This is a genomic window from Corynebacterium timonense, assembly GCF_900105305.1.
GTDB classification, from domain to species: Bacteria; Actinomycetota; Actinomycetes; order Mycobacteriales; family Mycobacteriaceae; genus Corynebacterium; species Corynebacterium timonense.
Map to the genome: position 1 here is coordinate 390,948 of NZ_LT629765.1, position 18,674 is coordinate 409,621.

Below are 18,674 nucleotides of genomic sequence, written 5' to 3' on the forward strand. Positions count from 1 at the left end.
CAGCGAAATCCCGCGCGTAAAACCCCAGGTCGCGTAACCCGGAAATGCGTTGAGGTCGACTAGCCCCCGCGCCCTGGTCGACCTCAGCGAAATCACGCGTGCAAAACCCCAGGTCGCGTAACCCGGAAATACCTTGAGGTCGACTAGTCCGCCTGCCTTGGTCGACCTCAGCGAAAACCTGCGGGCAAAACCCCAGGTCGCGTAACCCGGAAATACCTTGAGGTCGACTAGGCCTCGCGCTCTGGTCGACCTCAGCGAGAACCCGCATACAAAACCCCAGGTGGCGTGGCCCGAAATACCTTGAGGTCGACTAGCCCCGTGCCCTGGTCGACCTCAGCGAAATCACGCAGGCAAAACCCCAGGTCGCGCGGCCCGGAAATACCTTGAGGTCGACCAGCCCCCGCGCTCTGGTCGACGTCAGCGAAAACGCGCGGGCAAAACCCCAGGTCGCGAAACCCGGAAATGCGTTGAGGTCGACTAGCCCCCGCGCCCTGGTCGACGTCAGCGAAAACGCGCATGCATAACCCCAGGTCGCGTAACCCGCAACACGCTGAGGTCGACCAGCCCGCAGAAAAATGCACGAGAGCACCGCCCGGGCGTGCGCGCAGAAAACAGCTACCCCGCCGGGCGCTGAGATGCGCGCGCGACGCGGCGGAACAGCGGCAGGTCAGCGAGTTCCTCGATGAGGACGGGCGTGCCGGAGGCGTCGCATAGCGGGATTCGCCAGTTCGGGTACTGCTGGGCGTTGGTGCCGGGCTGGTTCTGGATCCGGGTGTCGCCGACCATGTCAACGAGGTTCGTGCAGGTCAGTGCCGACGGTGTGCCGGCGATGAAGCGGGTGAGCCCGACGACGCGGTCCTCGTCGGTGTCACCCTCGAGGGCGCCCGCCTCGCGCGCGGTGTCGAGCACCGCGGCGTGCCAGGCCGCGTCGGAGGCGTTGAGCTCCTCGAGGCTGTCGGCGACGAGGTCTAGCTCCACGCGCAGCTCGTTGTGGGCGCCGCGCAGGTAACCGGCCGTCGGAGGCAGGTCGTGGGTGCCCACGGAGGACAGCGCGAGGTGTCGATACTGGTTTTGTGGCAGGGGCGAATTGTCCGGGGGAGCGGACTCGAACCAGACGACGCTGGTGCCCAAGAGACCCTTGTCGCGGAGCACGTCTTGGACCCAGGGCTCGAAGGTGCCCATGTCCTCGCCGACGACGACGGCGCCAGCGCGCTCCGCTTCGAGGGCGAGGACGCCGAGCATGGCCTCGTGGTCGTAGTTCATGTAGGCGCCGTCGGCGGGTCGGCCGGTGCGGGGGATCCAGAAGAGGCGGAACATGCCCAGGATGTGGTCCACGCGCACCCCGCCGGAGTGGCGCAGGACGGTGCGCAGCAGGTCGCGCCACGGTGCGTAGCCGGCGGCGGCGAGGGCGTGCGGGTTCCACGGCGGCTGGGACCAGTCCTGGCCGGTCTGGGTGAACTGGTCGGGTGGGGCGCCGACGGAGGCGTCGGGGACGAGGACGTCGCGAAGCGTGGCGGCGTCGGCGCCGCCCGGGTGGACCCCGACGGCGAGGTCGGTGACGATGCCGATGCGCATGCCCGCGGCGGTGGCGCGCTCCTGGGCGGCGCGGCGCTGTTCGTCGGCGACGAACTGCAGCCACATGTAGAAGCGCGCGAGGTCATCGGTGTCCTCCTCGCTGGCCTGCTGGCTGTGCGTGGGGGAGCGGTCCGTGCTGGCCAGGCGCGCGCACCACAGGCCGAAGTCGCGCAGGCCCTCGCCCTCGGCGGCGATGTAGGCGTCGAAGGCGTCGCGGCGCTGCGGGTCTTCCTCGGCGCGGAAGTAGAGCTCGTGCAGCGCGGCGAGCTTGGCGGAATAGATCGGGTTGCGCTCGATGGGCTCGGGGCTGCGGTTGGTGGCCTTGAGCGGGGCGGCGAGCTGCGCGATGTCGTCGCGCGTCTCGGGGTCGAGGCCGGACCACTCGGGGACGGATTCGACCGCGATGTAGATGGGGTTGACAAAGCGGCGCGAGCTGGGCAGGTAGGGCGAGTCCTCGACGGGCGGGACGGGCTCGGCGGCGTGAACGGGGTTGATGAGCAAATAGTCGGCGCCTTCGGCGGCGACAACCTCGGAGAGGGCGGCGAGGTCGGCGAAGTCGCCGATGCCCCAGGAGCGTTCGGAGCGCACGGAATACAGCTGCGCCATCACGCCGTAGGCGGGGGTGTCCACGTACTCCTGGTTCGTGCGCAGCGCCGCGGGCACGACGATGAGCGTGCAGTCGGCGTCGAGGTCGTCCGACTCTAGGTGCAGCGTGTGCCAGCCGAGGGGAAGGTCGCCGGGCACGTGGAAGGTGGCCTCGCCCCAGGTGACGCCGTCGACGGTGGCAGGCGGGGTCCAGTTGTCGTCCTGGTAGGCCTCGCGCTGGCCGCCGTCTTCCAGGGTGATCCACACCCGCGCCGGGTGGCCGTCGTGGACGTGGACGGTGAAGCGCTGCTCGTCGCCTTCGGTCGCGACCACGCACGGCGGCAGCGGGGAGGTGGCCCGGTGTTGGTGGCGCGCGTCTATGTGGAACTGCAGCTCTTCGGCGGTGGGGTCCTCACTCAGTGACAGGCCGAGGGCGCGCAGTAGGTAGATCAGAGAGGACTGCGGCGGCTGGGTGAGCTGCCCGTTTGCGGAGCGGTAATGCAGGCCGAAGCCGTAGGAGGTAGCCAGGGTGTTCAGCAGGTCCGCGTTCGTCACAAGACGCCATTGTGCCAAAACCGGCCGCCGTGGGCTGGGCGAGTGCGGTGTGAGGGGTACCCTGTTGTGCATGGCTTCCGAGATCTACACCACACCCGCCGGTTTTACCCTCAGCCCCTCATACACGTGCGTGACCCAGCTGATCGAGCTGTGCACGAGCAGCCCGCACATTGTTCTGTTCGCTCGTCCGCAGAACTACTACTGGGTCAACGTCAGCGCAGGCGAGTTCCTCGAAGAGGTGTACGCCCTGGCGAAGGGCCTGGTGGCGAACGGTCTCGAGCCGGGCGACAGGGTCGCGTTGCTGTCCAACACGCGCTACGAGTGGCAGCTCGCCGACTTCGCCATCTGGGTTGCCGGCGGCGTCACCGTCCCCATTTACCCGTCGAGCTCCCCGCACCAGATCCAGTGGATCCTCGAGGATTCCAGCGCGGAGCTCGCGATCGTGGAAACGGTGGACAACACCAAGGACCTCGCGAATTATATGCTGCAGGAGGACGGCACGCCGCGCTTGGCGGACTCGACCTCGCGGCTGCGCAAGATCTACGAGATCAACTCGGGCGGCCTGTCCAGGCTCCGCAAGGAGGGCACGGACATTGAGCAGTCGCTTATCGACGCCCGAGCGGCCGCCCTCACCCACGACAACCTCGCCTCCATCGTCTACACCTCTGGCACCACCGGCCGCCCCAAGGGCGTCGAGCTAACCCACGGCAACTGGATCCACCAGATCACGGGGTTGGCCACGAACCCCATCGGCGAAGTGGCAAAGCCGGGCAACCGCGTGGTCACCTTCCTGCCGCTGGCGCACGTCCTGCAGCGCGCCGTCGCCGTCGCCCTGACGATCTACGGCACGACGCAGACGCACTGGGCGGACACCTCGACCATCGCCGTCGAGCTGCAGCGCGCCCGGCCGAACGTGGTGCTTGGCGTGCCGCGCGTGTTTGAGAAGGTGCGCAACGCCGCCTACAACAAGGCGGCCGACGGCTCGGCACTGGGCAAGAAGATCTTCCTCGCCGCGGAAAGCGCCGCCATCGAGTACTCGCGGGCGCTGGATACGAAGGAGGGGCCGTCGCGGCTGCAGAAGGCGAAGAACAAGGTCTTCGACCGCCTTGTGTACTCCAAGCTCAAGAAGGCGGTCGGCGGGGCCGTTGAGTACGGCATCACCGGCGGCTCGGCGATGAGCCCCGAGCTGAGCCACTTCTTCCGCGGCGCGGGCATCCCGATTTACGAGGGCTACGGGCTCACCGAGTCCACAGCGGCGGCCTGCGTGAACAACAAAGAAGCGCAGCGCATTGGCACCGTGGGGCGCCCGGTGAACTCGTATGAGGCGCGCGTTAACGACGACGGCGAGATCGAGTTCCGTGGCCCCGGCGTCTTCCGCGCCTACTGGAACAACCCGGAGGCCACCGCGGAGGCGAAGCCGGACGGCTGGTTCAACACCGGCGACTTGGGCGAGATCGACGAGGACGGCTACGTGCGCATCACGGGCCGCAAGAAGGACCTCATCGTCACCGCCGGCGGCAAGAACGTCTCCCCAGGGCCGCTGGAGGAGATCATCCGCCAGGACCCGTTGGTGTCCAACGCGCTCGTCGTCGGCGACGGGAAGCCGTTTATTGGCCTGCTGGTCACCCTCGACCCGGACGAGCTCAAGCGCTGGCTGGCCAAGCGCAACATCCCCGAGTCCACGTCGATGAAGGAGCTGTCGCAGAACGCGGAGCTGCGCGCGGAGATCCAGGACGCGATCAACGTGGCCAACGCGACGGTGAGCCACGCGGAGGCGATCAAGAAGTTCCGCATCCTCGACCGCGACCTCAGCGAGCAAGAGGACGAGATGACCCCGACGCTGAAGGTCAAGCGCAACGTGGTGTTCCAGCGCTTCGCCGACGAGATCAACGCGCTCTACGTGCGTTAGGGGGGGGCGCGCGGCGTGCCGCGCCCCCTAAGGGCTGCCCGTGGCCTAACATCTTTCCCAGTTTCTTAAAAGGCCGGGCGGATTCTCATGAAGGGGGCGTGCAGTGCACAAGACCGCAGCGATGTTGCGCCACCGTGAGTTGACCCAGGAGATCTACAACATCGGCGACGAAGTCGCCGAGTACACCGAGCACATCGCGGAGGCCATCGCCGACTACGACGGCGAGCTCACCGACGATTGCCTGGCTGAGTTCGCCGAGATTGTGGACGACGCCCGCCAGGACGCGCGCCGCATCGTCGGCGAGCTGATCGGCCTGCGCCAGGCGCTCACCACCGGGATGCGTGCCGGGGCGCTGTCCGCCAGCGCGTCCCCCGAGGAGAAGGTCCCGGAGCCGGACATGCTGGACGCGGCGGGTCTGGAGGATATTTTCCCTCTGCAGGCCCCGTTTTCGGTGCGCGCGATGCACGAGGCGCTCACGGGACGCACGGAGCTGGTGGTGCAGCACCTGACGGAGATCGTGGATTTCACCCTTGAGCAGACCGAGATGGTGGCGCGCGAGCTGGGTGCGGTCTCGCTGCCGCACCTCTACGCCCGGGTCGGCGAGCTGGTCGAGGCCGCGGTGGAGGGCTGGATGGAGACCGTGTGCGTTGACCACCCCGCCTTCACGCGGACGATGCGGGGGATGAACCCGCCGGACTTCCTCGCCGAAAGGGCGCGTATCGACGCCATCGTGGCGAAGGTGGCGGCGAAGCGGTCGCGGCGCGGCGCGTAGCGTAGCCGCGGCGGGGCGGCTACTAGGATGGGCGCCTATGGCATTCGGCGTTTACATCCATGTGCCCTTCTGCGCCACCCGCTGCGGGTACTGCGACTTCAACACCTACACCCCGTCCGAAACCTCCAGCTCGTACGCGACCTACCTGGACGCGCTGGAGCAAGAGCTCGCCCTCGCCGCGCCGCGGATGCGCCCGGCGGAGACGGTGTTCATCGGCGGCGGGACCCCCTCCCTGCTGGGCGCCGAGGGGCTGGGCCGGATCCTGGGCATGGTGCGCCGCCACGTCGGGCTGGTGTCGGGGGCGGAGGTGACCACGGAATCGAACCCGGAGTCGACCAGCCCTGCCTACTTCGACGGCCTGCTCGAAGCCGGTTTTACGCGCGTGTCGCTGGGGATGCAGTCTGCCTCCACCCCGGTGCTGCGGGTGCTCGACCGGGTGCACACCCCGGGGCGGGCGGTGGCGGCGGCGCGCGAGGCGCTTGCCGCCGGGTTTGAGCACGTCAACCTGGACATGATCTACGGCACGCCCACCGAGACCGACGACGACGTACGCGCCACCCTCGACGCCGTCCTAGGCGCCGGGGTGGACCACGTCTCGGCGTACTCGCTCATCGTGGAGGACGGAACGGCGATGTCCCGCAAGATCAGGCGGGGCGAGCTGCCGGCGCCCAGCGAGGACGCCTACGCGGACCGCTACGAGATGATCGCCGCGGCGCTCGAGGAGGCGGGTTACGGCTGGTACGAGGTGTCCAACTGGGCCAGGCCCGGCGGGGAGTGCCGCCACAACTTGATCTACTGGACGGGCGGGCAGTGGTGGGGCGCCGGCCCGGGCGCCCACGGCTTCGTCGACGGGGAGCGCTCGTACAACGTGAAGCGCCCGGAGCGCTACGCGGACATGCTGGCGGCGGGCGAGCTGCCCGTGGAGGGGAGCGAGAAGATCGGGGCGGAGGAGCAGCATGTTGAGAAGATCATGCTGGGCCTTCGGCTGCGCGAGGGGATCCCGCGCGAGTGGATTCGCCCGGGGGGCTGGGGGGCCGTCGACAAGCATGCGAAGGCCGGGCTTGTGCGCGTGGGCGAGCGGGTGGCCGTGACCGAGCGCGGCAGGCTGCTTGCGGACGGCATCATCACGGATATTCTGGCGGCGGAGTAAGCGGGGGTAGAGTCTTCTAGCAGACGAGGAAGGAGAGTGCCAGATGGGTGGTGCGGATGATCGCAGGCAGGCGGTGCTGCGCGCCATCGTTGCGGACTACGTCGCGCTGCAGGAACCCGTCGGGTCGAAAACCCTCGTGGAGCGGCACGGCATTCCCGTCAGCCCGGCCACGATCCGCAACGACATGGCGGTGCTGGAGCGGCAGGGGCTCATCGCGCAGCCGCACTCCAGCTCGGGGCGGGTGCCCACGGAAAAGGGCTACCGCGCGTTCGTCGACGCGCTTCACGACGTCAAGCCGCTGTCCACCCCCGAACGGCACGCCATCCTCGACTTTCTGGAAAACGGCGTCAACCTCGAGGACGTGCTGCGCCGCTCCGTGCAGTTGCTGGCCCGGGTGACCAACCAGGCCGCCGTCGTGCAGCTGCCCACCCTCGACGTCACGCGCGTGAAGCACTGCGAGGTCGTCGCGCTGACCCCGACGCGGCTTCTGCTCGTGGTCATCTCGGACTCGGGGCGCGTGGACCAGCGCAACGTCGAGCTGGCGGCGCCGATGGGGGAGGGCGAGGTGCACCGTCTGCGCGACACGCTCAACGGTGTGCTCGTGGGCGAGACGATGGCGGACGCTGCGTCTTCTCTGTCCACGCTGGCCGAGAGCGCGCCGGCGGACATCGCGGACGGGGTAGAGCGGGCGACCGCCGTGCTCATTGACACGCTGGTGGACTCCTCGTCGGACCGGCTACTCATCGCGGGCGCGTCGAATCTGACCCACGTCTCCGGCGACCTGCAGGGGGTGATCAGCGCGCTCGAGGAGCAGGTGGTGGTGCTCAAGCTGCTCGCCAGCGCTCAGGAGCTCGAGCGGGTCTCGGTGCGTATCGGCCGGGAGAACGAGGACGAGGAATTTTCCCGGGCCGCAATTGTTACTACAGCGTACGGCTCCGACGGCGAGGCGCTCGGCGGTCTGGGAGTGGTCGGTCCGACCCACATGGACTACCCAGGTACGATTCAGAAGGTTGCCACCGTTGCGCGCTACATCAGCCGCGTCCTGCGGGGCGAATAGTTTTTAGTGAAAGGATCTGGACTCAACAGTGGCTCGTGACTACTACGGCATTCTCGGCGTCGACCGCGAGGCAACCGAGCAGGAGATTAAGAAGGCCTACCGCAAGCTCGCTCGCAAGTACCACCCAGACGTCAATCCGTCGGAGGAGGCCGCCGAGAAGTTCGCCGAGATCTCGCTCGCCCAGGAGGTCCTCCTCGACCCGTCGAAGCGCCGCATCGTCGACCGCGGCGGCGACCCGATGGAGCAGGGCGGCGGCGCAGGGGCCCAGGGCGGCTTCGGCGGCTTTGGCGACATTTTCGAGGCCTTCTTCGGCGGGGCACCAGGCGGCGGCCGCGAGCCCCGCTCGCGCGTACAGCCGGGCAACGACGCGCTACTGCGCACCGCCATCACCCTCGAGGAGGCGTTCTCCGGGGCGCAGAAAGAGGTCACCGTCGACACCGCCGTGCTGTGCGACGCCTGCGAGGGGACCGGCTCCGAGTCCAAGTCCGCCCCCGTCACGTGCGATCACTGCCAGGGCACGGGCGTGGTGCAGGAGGTCCAGCAGTCCTTCCTGGGCAACGTGATGACCACGCGCGACTGCCCCAAGTGCCGCGGCTTCGGCGAGATCATCTCCGACCCCTGCCGCCAGTGTGCCGGTGACGGCAGGGTGCGCGCCGCGCGCGACCTCACGGTGAACATCCCGGCGGGCATCGCCTCCGGCATGCGCATCCGCATGGCGGGCCAGGGCGAGGTCGGCCACGGCGGCGGCCCCGCCGGCGACCTCTACGTGGAGGTCCAGACCACCCCGCACCCCGTCTTCGTGCGCGAGGGCGACGACCTCCACCTGCGCGTTACCGTGCCCATGTACGACGCAGCGTTGGGGACGTCCGTGGCTGTGGACAACTTGGCCGGCGGGCAGACCACCGTGGACGTTCCCGCTGGCACGCAGCCGGAGGAGCGCATCGTCCTCGACGGTGAGGGCATGCCGCGCCTGCGCGCCCAGGGCGCCGGCAACATGATCGCGCACGTGCGCGTGGCCGTGCCCACCGAGCTCAGCCAGGACGAGCGCGAGCGCCTCGAGGCGCTGCGCGATGGCCATGACGCCTCTCCGGCCGTCGCTTCGAGCTCTGCGGGCCAGGGCTCCGGCGAGGAGGGCTTCTTCTCCCGCGTCCGCGACCGCTTCCGCCGATGAGCCTGCCGTATTTTCTCGCGCCCGACCCCACCGCTGGCCGCCTCGACGGGCCGGAGGGGCGCCACGCGGTGACCGTCACGCGCATCCAGCCGGGCGAGCGCATCGTGCTTATCGACGGCCACGGTACCGCCGCCACCGTCGAGGTCACCTCGGTCAGCGGCAAGGACACGCTCGTCGGCGACGTCCTCTCGGTCGACCGGGCGGAGCCGCCCACCCCGCGCGTGACCGTCATCCAGGCCATCCCCAAGGGGGAGCGCGCCGAGATGGCCGTCGACCTCGCCGTGCAGGGCGGCGCAGACGCGATCGTGCCGTGGATCTCGCACCGCACCGTTTCGCGCTGGCCGGCCGCCAAGCAGGCGAAGCAGGTGGAGAAGTGGCGCTCGGCGGCGCTGGCGGCGGCGAAGCAGTCGCGCCGGGCGTGGGTGCCCGAGGTTGCGGAGCCCGTCACCACGAACCAGCTCGCCGGGGTGTGCGAGGGCAAGCAGGTGCTGGTGCTGCACGAATCCGCCACGACGTCGCTGCGCGACATCAGCTTTGAATCCGAGGTCGCGCTCGTGGTCGGCCCCGAGGGCGGTATCGGCGAGGACGAGCTCGCGCTCATCGGCGGCACCGCGGTCACGCTCGGCCCGGAGGTGCTGCGCACGGCGACGGCGGCGCTGTCGGCGCTGAGCGCCATCGGCGTGCTCACAGCTCGCTGGTAGGGTGAGGGGCCATGGAAGAACTGCTGACGCGCAGGGTCGACCTCGACTCCGCGTACGCTCAATCGGTCCTCGGCGTCAACGATGACAACCTGCGCGTGCTCAACCAGCAGCTCGGGGCGAGCCTGCACGCGCGCGGTTCGCGGGTGACCATCAGGGGCATGGCGTCCGACGTGGCCCACGCCACCCGCGCGCTCGAGGAGCTGGAGTCGATGGCGCGGCGCGGCGTGCCCATCGGCCCGGACACCGTGGTCCACGCCACGCGGATTATGGAGACGGAGGCGCCGGAGTCCGTCGCCGAGATGCTCGGCGCGGAGATCGTCGCCCGCCGCGGCAAGGTCATCCGCCCGAAGACGGCTGGACAGCGCCGCTACGTTGACGCGATCGACGAGAACACGATCACTTTCGGCATCGGCCCGGCCGGCTCCGGCAAGACCTACCTCGCGGTGGCGAAGGCGGTGCAGGCGCTACAGGCGAAGGAGATCAAGCGCATCATCCTCACCCGCCCGGCGGTCGAGGCGGGGGAGAAGCTGGGCTTTTTGCCCGGCACCCTGAACGACAAGATCGACCCCTATCTGCGCCCGCTCTACGACGCGCTGCGGGACATGCTGGACCCCGAGATGATCCCCAAGCTCATGGACGCCGGGATCATCGAGGTCGCCCCGCTCGCCTACATGCGCGGGCGCACGCTCAACGACGCCTTCGTCATCCTCGACGAGGCGCAAAACACCACCGGCAGCCAGATGAAGATGTTCCTCACCCGCCTCGGCTTCGGTTCGAAGATGGTGGTCACGGGCGATATTTCCCAGGTGGACCTGCCCAGCGGGACCGTCTCCGGCCTGCGCGTCGCGCGCCGCATCTTAGGGTCCATCGAGGGCATCCATTTTGAGGAGCTGCGCGCCGAGGACGTCGTGCGCCACCACCTCATCTCGGCGATCGTCGCGGCCTACGACAAGCACGACGCGCAGAACGCGGCCCGCTACGAACGAAAGCAGAAGCAACGCGAGGAAGGCGTGTACGAATGAGCATCGAGGTCTTAAACGAGTCGGGCGAGGGCGACGTCAATGAGCAGATGCTTGTCGACGTCTGCTCTTTCGCCCTCACGGCCATGGACGTCCACCCCGACACCGAGGCCACGATCACGCTCGTCGACGAGCCGACCATGGCCGACCTCCACGTGCGGTGGATGGATCTGGAGGGCCCCACCGACGTCATGAGCTTCCCCATGGACGAGCTCACCCCCGGCAGCGGCCGCCCCGACGCGGCCGCCCCAGGCGCGGCCCTGCTCGGCGACATCGTGCTGTGCCCGGCCTTCGACCGCAAGCAGGCGGAGATGGCGGGCCACGACCTCGGCCACGAGCTTGCCCTGCTGACCGTCCACGGCGTGCTGCACCTTCTGGGCTACGACCACGTCGCACCCGACGACGAGCGCGAGATGTTCGCCCTGCAGAACGAGATCCTCGCCGACTGGTACGACAACCTCGCCGCGCGCGGGGTGGAGTACCAGCCGAAGCCGACGGGTGCCCACGCTTTCCCCTCCGCGGCGGACCGCGAGGAGCTGGACAGGAAGATGAGGGAGCAGCGCTAAGTGGAAGGCACTATTGCCTATGGCGTCGTGACGGTCGTCGCGCTGCTGCTGTCCGGCCTGCTGGGTTCGATTGAGGCGGCGCTGACACCGATCTCGCGCGCTCGCGTGGAGACGATGGACAAGGAGGACGTCTCGGGCGCGAAGGCGCTGCTGCGCGTGCTCGAGCACCGCGCGAGCCACATCAACATGCTGGTGATGCTCGCGACCATCCTCGACGTCACCGCCGCGGTCTTCGCCGCGATGCTGGCGATGGACGTGATCTCCTCCGACGCGTGGGCGATCACGGCGGCCGTGCTCGCGGTGACCCTGCTGCAGTTCAGCATCATCGGCGTGTTCGCGCGCACGGCGGGCCGGCGCAACCCCTACCAGATCTCCCTGCGCTCGGCCCAGTGGCTCGTGGTGTTCAATCGGGTCTTCGGGCCGGTGGCGCGCCTGTTGATCTGGGTGGGCAACATCTTCCACCCGGGCCGGGACTTCCGCGACGGACCGTACAGCGCCGACGTGGAGCTGCGCGAAATGGTCGACATCGCCCAGGAGCAGGGCGTGGTGGAAACCACCGAGCACCGCATGATCCAGAACATCTTTGACCTCGCGGAGACCTACGCCCGCCAAGTCATGGTCCCGCGCCCCGAGATGATCTGGATCGAGGGCGAGAAGACCGTGCGCCAGACCGTGCGCCTCATGGTGCGCTCCGGCCACTCCCGCGTGCCCGTCATCGGCGAAAACGTCGACGAAATCATCGGCGTGGCCTACCTGAAGGACATGTTCGCCGAAAGCGGCGACCCCATCGACCCCACCGCCCGAGCCTCCACGGTCATGCGCGAGCCGCTGTTCATCCCCGACTCCAAGCCGCTCGACGTGTTGCTGCAGGAAATGCAGCGCATCAACACGCACATTGCGGTGCTTATCGACGAATACGGTGCCGTCGCAGGTTTGCTCACCATGGAGGACTTGCTCGAAGAGATCGTCGGAGAAATCACCGACGAGTACGACGAGGACGAGGAAGCCCCCATCGAGGCCGTGGGGCCGCGCCTCTACCGCGCCCAGGCGCGCCTGCCGCTCGACGACCTCGTCGACCACCTCGCCGACGACGTGGGCTACGACCTGGAGTTCGACGAGGAGGTCACCGACTCCGTCGACACCGTCGCCGGCCTGCTGTCCTACGAGCTCGGCCGCGTGCCGCTGCCCGGGTCCACGGTGTGGCTGTCCGACCTGCGCTTTACCGCCGAGGGCGGGAGGGACCGCCGCGGCCGCGTCAAGGTACGCACCGTGCTCGTCGAGCTGCCCGACGTCATCGATGAGTACCAGGCGGAGGACTAGGTCCCTCCGGTTGGGCCCCCTCGTGGTTGGGAAGTGTGGGGTCGAGGGGCACAATGGGTGACTATGAACATTCTCTCAATCCAGTCAGCGGTCGCCTACGGTCACGTCGGTAACTCGGCCGCGGTCTTTCCCCTCCAGCGCATCGGCCACGAGGTGTGGCCGGTGTACACCGTGAACTTTTCCAACCACACCGGCTACGGCAGGTGGAAGGGCCCGCTCATCCCGGCGGACCAGGTGGCGGCGATCATCGACGGCATGGATGACCTCGGCGTCCTCGGCCGCGTCGACGCTGTGCTGTCCGGCTACCAGGGCGGCGACGACATCGGCGACGTCATCGTCGAAACGGTGGCGCGCGTCAAAGCTGCGAACCCGGATGCGGTCTACGCCTGCGACCCGGTCATGGGGAACGCGAAGTCGCAGTGCTACGTCTCCGATAACATCCCGCCCCTGCTGCGGGACAAGGTGGTTCCGGCGGCGGACATCATCACCCCCAACCAGTTCGAGCTCGGCTACCTCACAGGGGTGGAGGCGACGGACCTCTCGTCCACGCTGAAGGCGGTGGACGCGGCGAAGGAGATGGGGCCGACGACGGTGTTGGTCACCTCGGTGGAGCGCCCGGAGGCGGATACGGAGCAAAGCATCGAGATGATCGCCTCGGATGAGAAGGGGTCGTGGATTGTGCAGACCCCGCGCCTGCCGTTGAAGTGCAACGGTTCCGGGGACGTGGCGGCCGCGCTGTTCACGGGCCACTACGTGCGCTCGGGCGACGCCAAAGACGCGCTCGAGCGCACCGCGTCGTCGGTGTTCGGCCTGCTGGATCAGACCTTCCGCGCCGATTCGCGCGAGCTGTTGGTGGTGGAAGCGCAGGAGCACTTCGCCCACCCCGCACTCGAGTTCACCGCCGAGCGGCTCTAACGCTGAACGCTGCGAATGGACAGCACTGTCTATACCGTAGCGGTACCTAGTCCACAACCAGCGTTGATTCCATTGATTCACGCCGCATAAAAGGGTAGGGAAAACAAAACCGATCTGTCTACTATCTCGTGGAAACATGACACGTAAACGAGGTAGACGATGACAACGCTGGAGTTAGGAAACGACGCGGCCCGGCAAGCGCACACAACCGGGGCGCGGCCCACCGCACAGTACTCGCCCGGCCGGCGGATCCTCAGCCGGGTCCTGCAGGCGATCTTCGTGGTGTGGGCGGCGTATACCGCGGCGTTCTTTTTGCTCAACGCGCTGCCGGGCGACCCGGTGCTGCTTATCCTGGGCCCCGACGCCACGACGCTGCCGCAGGAGGAGATTGACGCCTTCGCGGCCGAGCGCGGCCTCGACCGGCCCCTGATCGTGCAGTACGTCGTCGCCTTGGGCGGCCTGCTTACGGGGGACCTGGGGCTCTCCTACCAGATGGGCCAGGAGGTCACCACGATCATCGGCGAGGCGATCGTGCCCACCCTGCAGCTGGCCGCGGTCGCCGTCGTGTTCTCCCTCGTCGGTGGCGTCGCCTTGGCCTTTGCCGCGAGCTACTGGCGCGTCCCGTGGATCCGCCAGCCGCTTTTGGCGCTGCCCTCCCTGGCGTATTCCATCCCTTCCTTCTGGCTCGGCCTGGTGTTCATCCAGGTTTTCGCCTTCGAGCTGCAGGTCCTCCCCGCGTTTTCGGAAGGCGACCTGCGGTCCCTCATCTTGCCGGCGCTGCCGCTGGCCGTGTCCACGGGCGCGATGATCGCCCAGGTGTTCACGCTGAGCCTCGACGAGGAGCTGGCCTCCCCGTACGCGACCACCGCCCGGGCGAAGGGGGCGAGCAGGGGGAGGATCCTCTTCCTACACACGACACGCAACGCCGCCGCCCCGGTGCTGACGATGGCGGGCCTGCTTCTGGGCAACCTTGTCACCGGCGCGGTGATCACCGAGACGGTGTTCTCCCGCGCGGGATTCGGCCGCCTCATCGTCACCGCCGTGACCAATCAGGACATCCCCGTCGTGCTCGGCGCGGTGCTCGTGGTCTCCCTCGCGTACTCGGTGATCAACGCCCTCGTGGACACGGCGTACCCGCTCATCGACCCGCGGCAGCGCACTGTGCGCTCCGTCCGAACCCAGCAGGAAGGGAACTAGACAATGGCGACGAACGTGGCCTCGACAGGGGCTTCGACGGCAGCGCGGACACGGCGCGTCGTTACGCGAATTGAACTCGAACCCACGGCCGTGCTGGCCATAGTCTGGGTGGCCCTCATGGTTGCGTGGGCGATCGCCCCCGGGCTTTTTGCCACCGCCGACCCGCTGGAGGGCGACGTGTTCGAGCGCCTCCAGCCGCCGAGCGCCGAGTACTGGTTCGGCACCGACCAGCTGGGCCGGGACGTGTACTCCCGCGTCGTGCACGGCACGCAGCTCACGCTGCAGTCCGTCGGGCTCGCGCTGCTTCTGGCGCTCGTCGTGGGCGTCGCCATCGGCGCTGTCGCGGGCTACGCCGGGGGAAGGACGGACTCGGTGTTCATGCGCGTCATCGACGCCGTCTTGTCCATCCCCTCGCTGCTGCTGTCGCTCACCGTCATCGTGGCCGTCGGCTTCGGCACGGCGAACGTCGCGCTGGCTATCGGGATCGGGTGCATCGCGCCGATCGCGCGTGTGACGCGAGCGGAGGTGAAAAGCATCCGCAACCGCGCCTACATCGAAGCCGCTCGCGCGGCCGGCAACAGTGAGTTCGACATCGTCCTGCGCCACGTCGTGCCGAACGCCGTGGGGCCCGTGTTCGCGCTGGCCGTCCTCGAGTGCGGCACCGCGATCCTCATGATCAGCACCTTCAGCTTCCTCGGCTACGGCACCCCGCCCCCGGCCCCGGAGTGGGGAGCGCTGGTCGCGGAGGGGCGAGACTTTCTCGCGGGCTACCCGTGGATCTCCACCATCCCCGGCCTGATCATCGCCATCACCGTCATCGCCGTCAACCGCATTTCACAGCTACTGCGCAGCCGATAAAAGGAGCCGAACACCATGAGTACTACACCTTTGTTGCAGGTCAGCGGGTTATCCATCGCATACCTCGGCCGCAAGGAAGCGGTCAACGCCGTCAACGACGTCTCCTTCGAAATCCACGCGGGCGAGACCGTCGCGCTGGTCGGGGAGTCCGGCTCGGGAAAGTCCACCATCGCGCGGGCGCTCGTCGGGCTGCTGGAAGGGCGCGGCAGGACGCGCGTGGCAGCGTCCGGCTCCATCACCGTCGCCCGCGACGGCGCGCCGATCGACATCGCGAATGTCAGCGACAAAAAGCTGCGCGAGGTCCGCGGCCGCCACATCGGCTACGTTCCGCAGGACCCCGGCGTCTCGCTCAACCCGTCTCACCGCATTGGTGCCCAGATCGCGGAGGCGATCACCCTGCACGAGGACGCTCCGGGCAACGACGACGTTCACGCCCGCGTTCTCGAGTTGCTCGCGGCCGTCGGAATCCAGGACCCCGCCGGTGCTGCCGAGGCCTACCCGCACGAACTGTCGGGCGGGCAGCGCCAGCGCGTGCTCGTCGCCATCGGCATCGCGGCGGGCCCGCGCGTGCTCGTCGCCGACGAGCCGACCAGCGCGCTCGACGTCACTGTGCAAAAGCGCGTGTTGGACACGATGGACACACTCGCCCGCGACAACCAGCTGGGCACGCTGATGATCACCCACGACCTCGCCGTCGCCGCCGAGCGCGCCCAGCGCATCCTGGTCATGTCGGAAGGGCGCATTGTCGAGGAGGGGCCCACGTCCGAGATCATCGCCGCCCCGCGCCACCCGTACACTCAGACTCTGCTGGCAAGCGTGGTGGGCACGAGCGGCGCCCGCCGGGCGCAGGTGCGCGAGGAGCACGACGGAGGCACCGCCGCGCTGGAGCTCGACGGCATTATCAAGGCCTTCGGCTCGAACTCCGCCCCGGTGGTCACCGGCATTTCCCTGCGCATCCCGCGGGGCCAAACCTACGGCCTGATCGGGGAGTCGGGTTCGGGCAAGACCACCCTCGGCCGTATCGCTTTGCGCCTCGAGGAGCCCACCGAGGGCAGAGTCTTGCTCGGCGGTGAGGATATAACGACCCTGCGCGGTAAGGCGCTGCGGACAAAGCGTCGCCAGCTGCAGTACGTGCAGCAAAACCCCTACGGCAGCTTCAACCCCAAGCTCACCATCGCCGACGCGATCGCAGACCCACTGCGCGCCCACGGCATCGGCAGCACAAAGGAGCGCCGAGAGAAGGTGCGTCGCGCCCTCGAGCAGGTGCGGCTGCCGCAGCGCACCGCCACGGCACGCGTCACCGAGCTCAGCGGCGGCCAGCTGCAGCGCGCGGCCATCGCTCGCGCGCTCATCGTCGACCCGACCGTGATCGTCGCTGACGAGCCGGTGAGCGCCCTCGACGTGTCGGTGCAGGCGACGGTGCTTGACCTGCTGATGGAGCTGCAGGCCGAGACGGGGGTGGCCATGTTGTTCATCTCCCACGATCTGGCCGTGGTGCGCGACATCGCGCACACCGTCGGTGTCATCGACAGCGGCAGGATCGTCGAAGAGAACGAGACGACCGACCTGTTTTCCCGCCCCCAGCACGAGGTGACCCAGACGCTGCTTCACGCCACCCCCTCCCTCGCGCGCCTGGACACGGAGGTGACCGTCAATGCGTAAACGACCAGTCCTGACAACGCTCGCCGCCCTCATCGTCGGCATTGTCGCCGCCTCGAGCCTGACGGCGTGCGGCGGCAACGCGGCGTCAAGTGAACCGGACAAACCATTTGTTATTGCGTTGGGCAATGACCCAGTGAGCTTGAGCCCTGGTGGGCGCGGCGCAGGTAACGACATGTGGAACCTTACCCGCCAGATGTACGACTCGTTGGTGTACACCAACCCAGAGACCGGCGAGATCGAACCGTGGCTCGCGGAATCCTGGAGTGTGAGCGACGACGCCACTGCGTACACCTTCCATCTGCGCGACGACGTCACCTTCTCCGATGGCACGCCTCTCAACGCCGAAGTGCTCAAAGCCAACTTCGATGACATCAAGGAAGCGGGACCCGCTGCGAACGCGGTGGCGGAGATGGGCAACTACGCGGGAACCGATGTGGTTGATGAGTACACCGCCGTCGTGCGCTTCCACAATCCCCAGGTTGGTTTTCTTCCTTTCGTCTCGGGAGTCACGATGGGCTTGGTGTCGGCGGAGACCCTGAAGATCCCCTTCGAGCAGCGCTCCACGGGAGAAGGAGTCTACGGCTCGGGCGCCTGGGTCCTGGAAGAGCACAAGACGGACTCGCACGTGCTTATGCGTCGAAGGGAAGATTACAACTGGGCGCCGGAGCACCTGAAGCGAGCGGAGGTACCTGAACACCGTGCTCAGAAGCTCATGTTTGCGGTCGTGCCCGAGGCGGGAAACCGTGTTGGCGGGATTGTCAGCGGTGAGTTCAACGCGGCGTCGGTCGTGCCTCATGACGAAGTCGTGATCGAGGAAGAAGGCAATTACCTTGTCTCGCGCACGAACCCAGGGATCGCATACGGCGTGTACCCCAACAGCTACAGCGAATTCCTCCAAGACCCCGCGGTGCGCTTGGCGGTGGCGCATACTGTGGACCGCCCGCAAATCCTCGAAGGAGCATTGAGCCCGCGCTTCAATGCCGCCACGGGACCTCTGTCCGCGACGACTCCTAGCTACGTCAACGTCACAGATAGCCTTCCGTCCCACGACCCTGAAAAGGCCAAGCAGCTTCTCGACGATGCCGGATGGGTGCCCGGACCCGACGGCATCCGCGAAAAGGATGGGAAACGTCTTGTCCTCCGCATCGCGTACCCACCGATCTTCCCGCCCACACGAGCGGTGGTGACGCTGCTGCAGCAGCAGCTCGCCGAGGTGGGCATCGGCGCGGAACTCACCTCCGGGGGACGGCCGAGTTCATTGCCATCATTTCTTCGAACAGCTTTGACCTCTCGCTCGTGAACTACTCCTACATGGACGGCGGGGTCATGCGCGTCTTCTTCGGCGAGACGGGCTCGAAAGGAAATTACCCCGTCCCGGATGCCGAACTGCAAGAAAAGCTCGTTCAGCAGGGCTTTATTACTGACCCCGTCGAGCGAGACAAAGCGCTGCTCGAGTTGCAGCGCGAGCTCGTGGAAAGCGGCTGGGTTATCCCAATTTTCGAGCTCACCACGACGTTTGGCGTCCGGGACGATTCTTACGGTGTCACGATGGCCGCCGACTCGCGTCTCGACGTCTTGCTGAACGCCGGATGGGACAGCAGCTGGACCGCCGGCGGATAACCCCCCGGGGGCCACGCACCACATACAACGTTTAAGGAGAGA

At 67.8% G+C, this 18,674-nt stretch carries 16 protein-coding genes; 15 read left to right on the top strand and 1 reads right to left on the bottom strand.

The features are described 5' to 3' along the window. Positions 1-615 precede the first annotated feature (615 nt). Positions 616-2,715 (bottom strand): 4-alpha-glucanotransferase, encoded by a 2,100-nt coding sequence (gene malQ / locus BLT81_RS01980; protein ID WP_019193235.1) that lies wholly within the window; start codon positions 2,713-2,715, stop codon positions 616-618. A 70-nt stretch (positions 2,716-2,785) separates the two neighbouring features. Here malQ and BLT81_RS01985 point away from each other — a divergent pair, with 70 nt between their 5' ends. The 15 genes from BLT81_RS01985 (at position 2,786) to BLT81_RS02055 (ending at position 18,632) form a co-directional block, all read left to right on the top strand. Next, on the top strand, positions 2,786-4,624 hold the full coding sequence (locus tag BLT81_RS01985) for an AMP-dependent synthetase/ligase (protein WP_019193234.1): 1,839 nt from the start codon (positions 2,786-2,788) through the stop codon (positions 4,622-4,624). A gap of 103 nt (positions 4,625-4,727) precedes the next feature. Then, positions 4,728-5,396, top strand: a complete 669-nt coding sequence (locus BLT81_RS01990; RefSeq protein ID WP_019193233.1) for a hypothetical protein — start codon at positions 4,728-4,730, stop codon at positions 5,394-5,396. Positions 5,397-5,433: 37 nt separating this feature from the next. Further along, a complete protein-coding gene (gene hemW, locus BLT81_RS01995; protein ID WP_019193232.1) occupies positions 5,434-6,546 on the top strand; it encodes a radical SAM family heme chaperone HemW in 1,113 nt (370 codons plus the stop codon). A gap of 43 nt (positions 6,547-6,589) precedes the next feature. After that, entirely contained in the window at positions 6,590-7,603 is a 1,014-nt protein-coding gene (hrcA, locus tag BLT81_RS02000) for a heat-inducible transcriptional repressor HrcA (protein WP_019193231.1), read from the top strand. A gap of 28 nt (positions 7,604-7,631) precedes the next feature. Then, the gene (gene dnaJ, locus BLT81_RS02005) at positions 7,632-8,774 is read left to right on the top strand and encodes a molecular chaperone DnaJ (protein WP_019193230.1); all 1,143 of its coding nucleotides are present in this window, start codon (positions 7,632-7,634) and stop codon (positions 8,772-8,774) included. Beyond that, positions 8,771-9,475, top strand: a complete 705-nt coding sequence (locus tag BLT81_RS02010) for a 16S rRNA (uracil(1498)-N(3))-methyltransferase (protein WP_019193229.1) — start codon at positions 8,771-8,773, stop codon at positions 9,473-9,475. Before dnaJ ends, BLT81_RS02010 begins: the two co-directional genes overlap by 4 nt. Before the next feature lie 11 nt (positions 9,476-9,486). Further along, positions 9,487-10,497, top strand: coding sequence for a PhoH family protein (locus BLT81_RS02015; protein WP_019193228.1), 1,011 nt, complete (start codon positions 9,487-9,489; stop codon positions 10,495-10,497). Continuing rightward, positions 10,494-11,060 (top strand): rRNA maturation RNase YbeY, encoded by a 567-nt coding sequence (gene ybeY, locus BLT81_RS02020; RefSeq protein WP_019193227.1) that lies wholly within the window; start codon positions 10,494-10,496, stop codon positions 11,058-11,060. The genes BLT81_RS02015 and ybeY overlap by 4 nt, the downstream gene beginning before the upstream one ends. Continuing rightward, positions 11,061-12,380 (top strand): hemolysin family protein, encoded by a 1,320-nt coding sequence (locus BLT81_RS02025; RefSeq protein ID WP_019193226.1) that lies wholly within the window; start codon positions 11,061-11,063, stop codon positions 12,378-12,380. A gap of 63 nt (positions 12,381-12,443) precedes the next feature. Then, positions 12,444-13,295, top strand: a complete 852-nt coding sequence (pdxY, locus tag BLT81_RS02030; RefSeq protein WP_019193225.1) for a pyridoxal kinase PdxY — start codon at positions 12,444-12,446, stop codon at positions 13,293-13,295. A 159-nt stretch (positions 13,296-13,454) separates the two neighbouring features. Beyond that, positions 13,455-14,492 (top strand): ABC transporter permease, encoded by a 1,038-nt coding sequence (locus tag BLT81_RS02035; RefSeq protein ID WP_019193224.1) that lies wholly within the window; start codon positions 13,455-13,457, stop codon positions 14,490-14,492. A 90-nt stretch (positions 14,493-14,582) separates the two neighbouring features. Next, the gene (locus tag BLT81_RS02040) at positions 14,583-15,350 is read left to right on the top strand and encodes an ABC transporter permease (RefSeq protein WP_196794454.1); all 768 of its coding nucleotides are present in this window, start codon (positions 14,583-14,585) and stop codon (positions 15,348-15,350) included. A gap of 15 nt (positions 15,351-15,365) precedes the next feature. Further along, positions 15,366-17,012, top strand: coding sequence for a dipeptide ABC transporter ATP-binding protein (locus BLT81_RS02045; RefSeq protein WP_040420667.1), 1,647 nt, complete (start codon positions 15,366-15,368; stop codon positions 17,010-17,012). Beyond that, positions 17,005-18,312 (top strand): ABC transporter substrate-binding protein, encoded by a 1,308-nt coding sequence (locus BLT81_RS02050; protein WP_083337242.1) that lies wholly within the window; start codon positions 17,005-17,007, stop codon positions 18,310-18,312. Before BLT81_RS02045 ends, BLT81_RS02050 begins: the two co-directional genes overlap by 8 nt. Continuing rightward, positions 18,309-18,632: a hypothetical protein gene (locus BLT81_RS02055; RefSeq protein WP_083337243.1), complete on the top strand. Its 324-nt coding sequence runs from the start codon at positions 18,309-18,311 to the stop codon at positions 18,630-18,632. Before BLT81_RS02050 ends, BLT81_RS02055 begins: the two co-directional genes overlap by 4 nt. Positions 18,633-18,674 lie beyond the last annotated feature (42 nt).

Excerpts from the sequence above, each read along its gene's own strand:
- hemW (WP_019193232.1), top strand. The coding sequence starts at position 5,434 with ATGGCATTCGGCGTTTACATCCATGTGCCCTTCTGCGCCACCCGCTGC.
- hrcA (WP_019193231.1), top strand. The coding sequence starts at position 6,590 with ATGGGTGGTGCGGATGATCGCAGGCAGGCGGTGCTGCGCGCCATCGTT.
- pdxY (WP_019193225.1), top strand. The coding sequence starts at position 12,444 with ATGAACATTCTCTCAATCCAGTCAGCGGTCGCCTACGGTCACGTCGGT.
- BLT81_RS01985 (WP_019193234.1), top strand. The coding sequence starts at position 2,786 with ATGGCTTCCGAGATCTACACCACACCCGCCGGTTTTACCCTCAGCCCC.
- BLT81_RS02010 (WP_019193229.1), top strand. The coding sequence starts at position 8,771 with ATGAGCCTGCCGTATTTTCTCGCGCCCGACCCCACCGCTGGCCGCCTC.
- BLT81_RS02015 (WP_019193228.1), top strand. The coding sequence starts at position 9,487 with ATGGAAGAACTGCTGACGCGCAGGGTCGACCTCGACTCCGCGTACGCT.
- BLT81_RS02045 (WP_040420667.1), top strand. The coding sequence starts at position 15,366 with ATGAGTACTACACCTTTGTTGCAGGTCAGCGGGTTATCCATCGCATAC.
- BLT81_RS02050 (WP_083337242.1), top strand. The coding sequence starts at position 17,005 with ATGCGTAAACGACCAGTCCTGACAACGCTCGCCGCCCTCATCGTCGGC.
- ybeY (WP_019193227.1), top strand. The coding sequence starts at position 10,494 with ATGAGCATCGAGGTCTTAAACGAGTCGGGCGAGGGCGACGTCAATGAG.
- BLT81_RS02035 (WP_019193224.1), top strand. The coding sequence starts at position 13,455 with ATGACAACGCTGGAGTTAGGAAACGACGCGGCCCGGCAAGCGCACACA.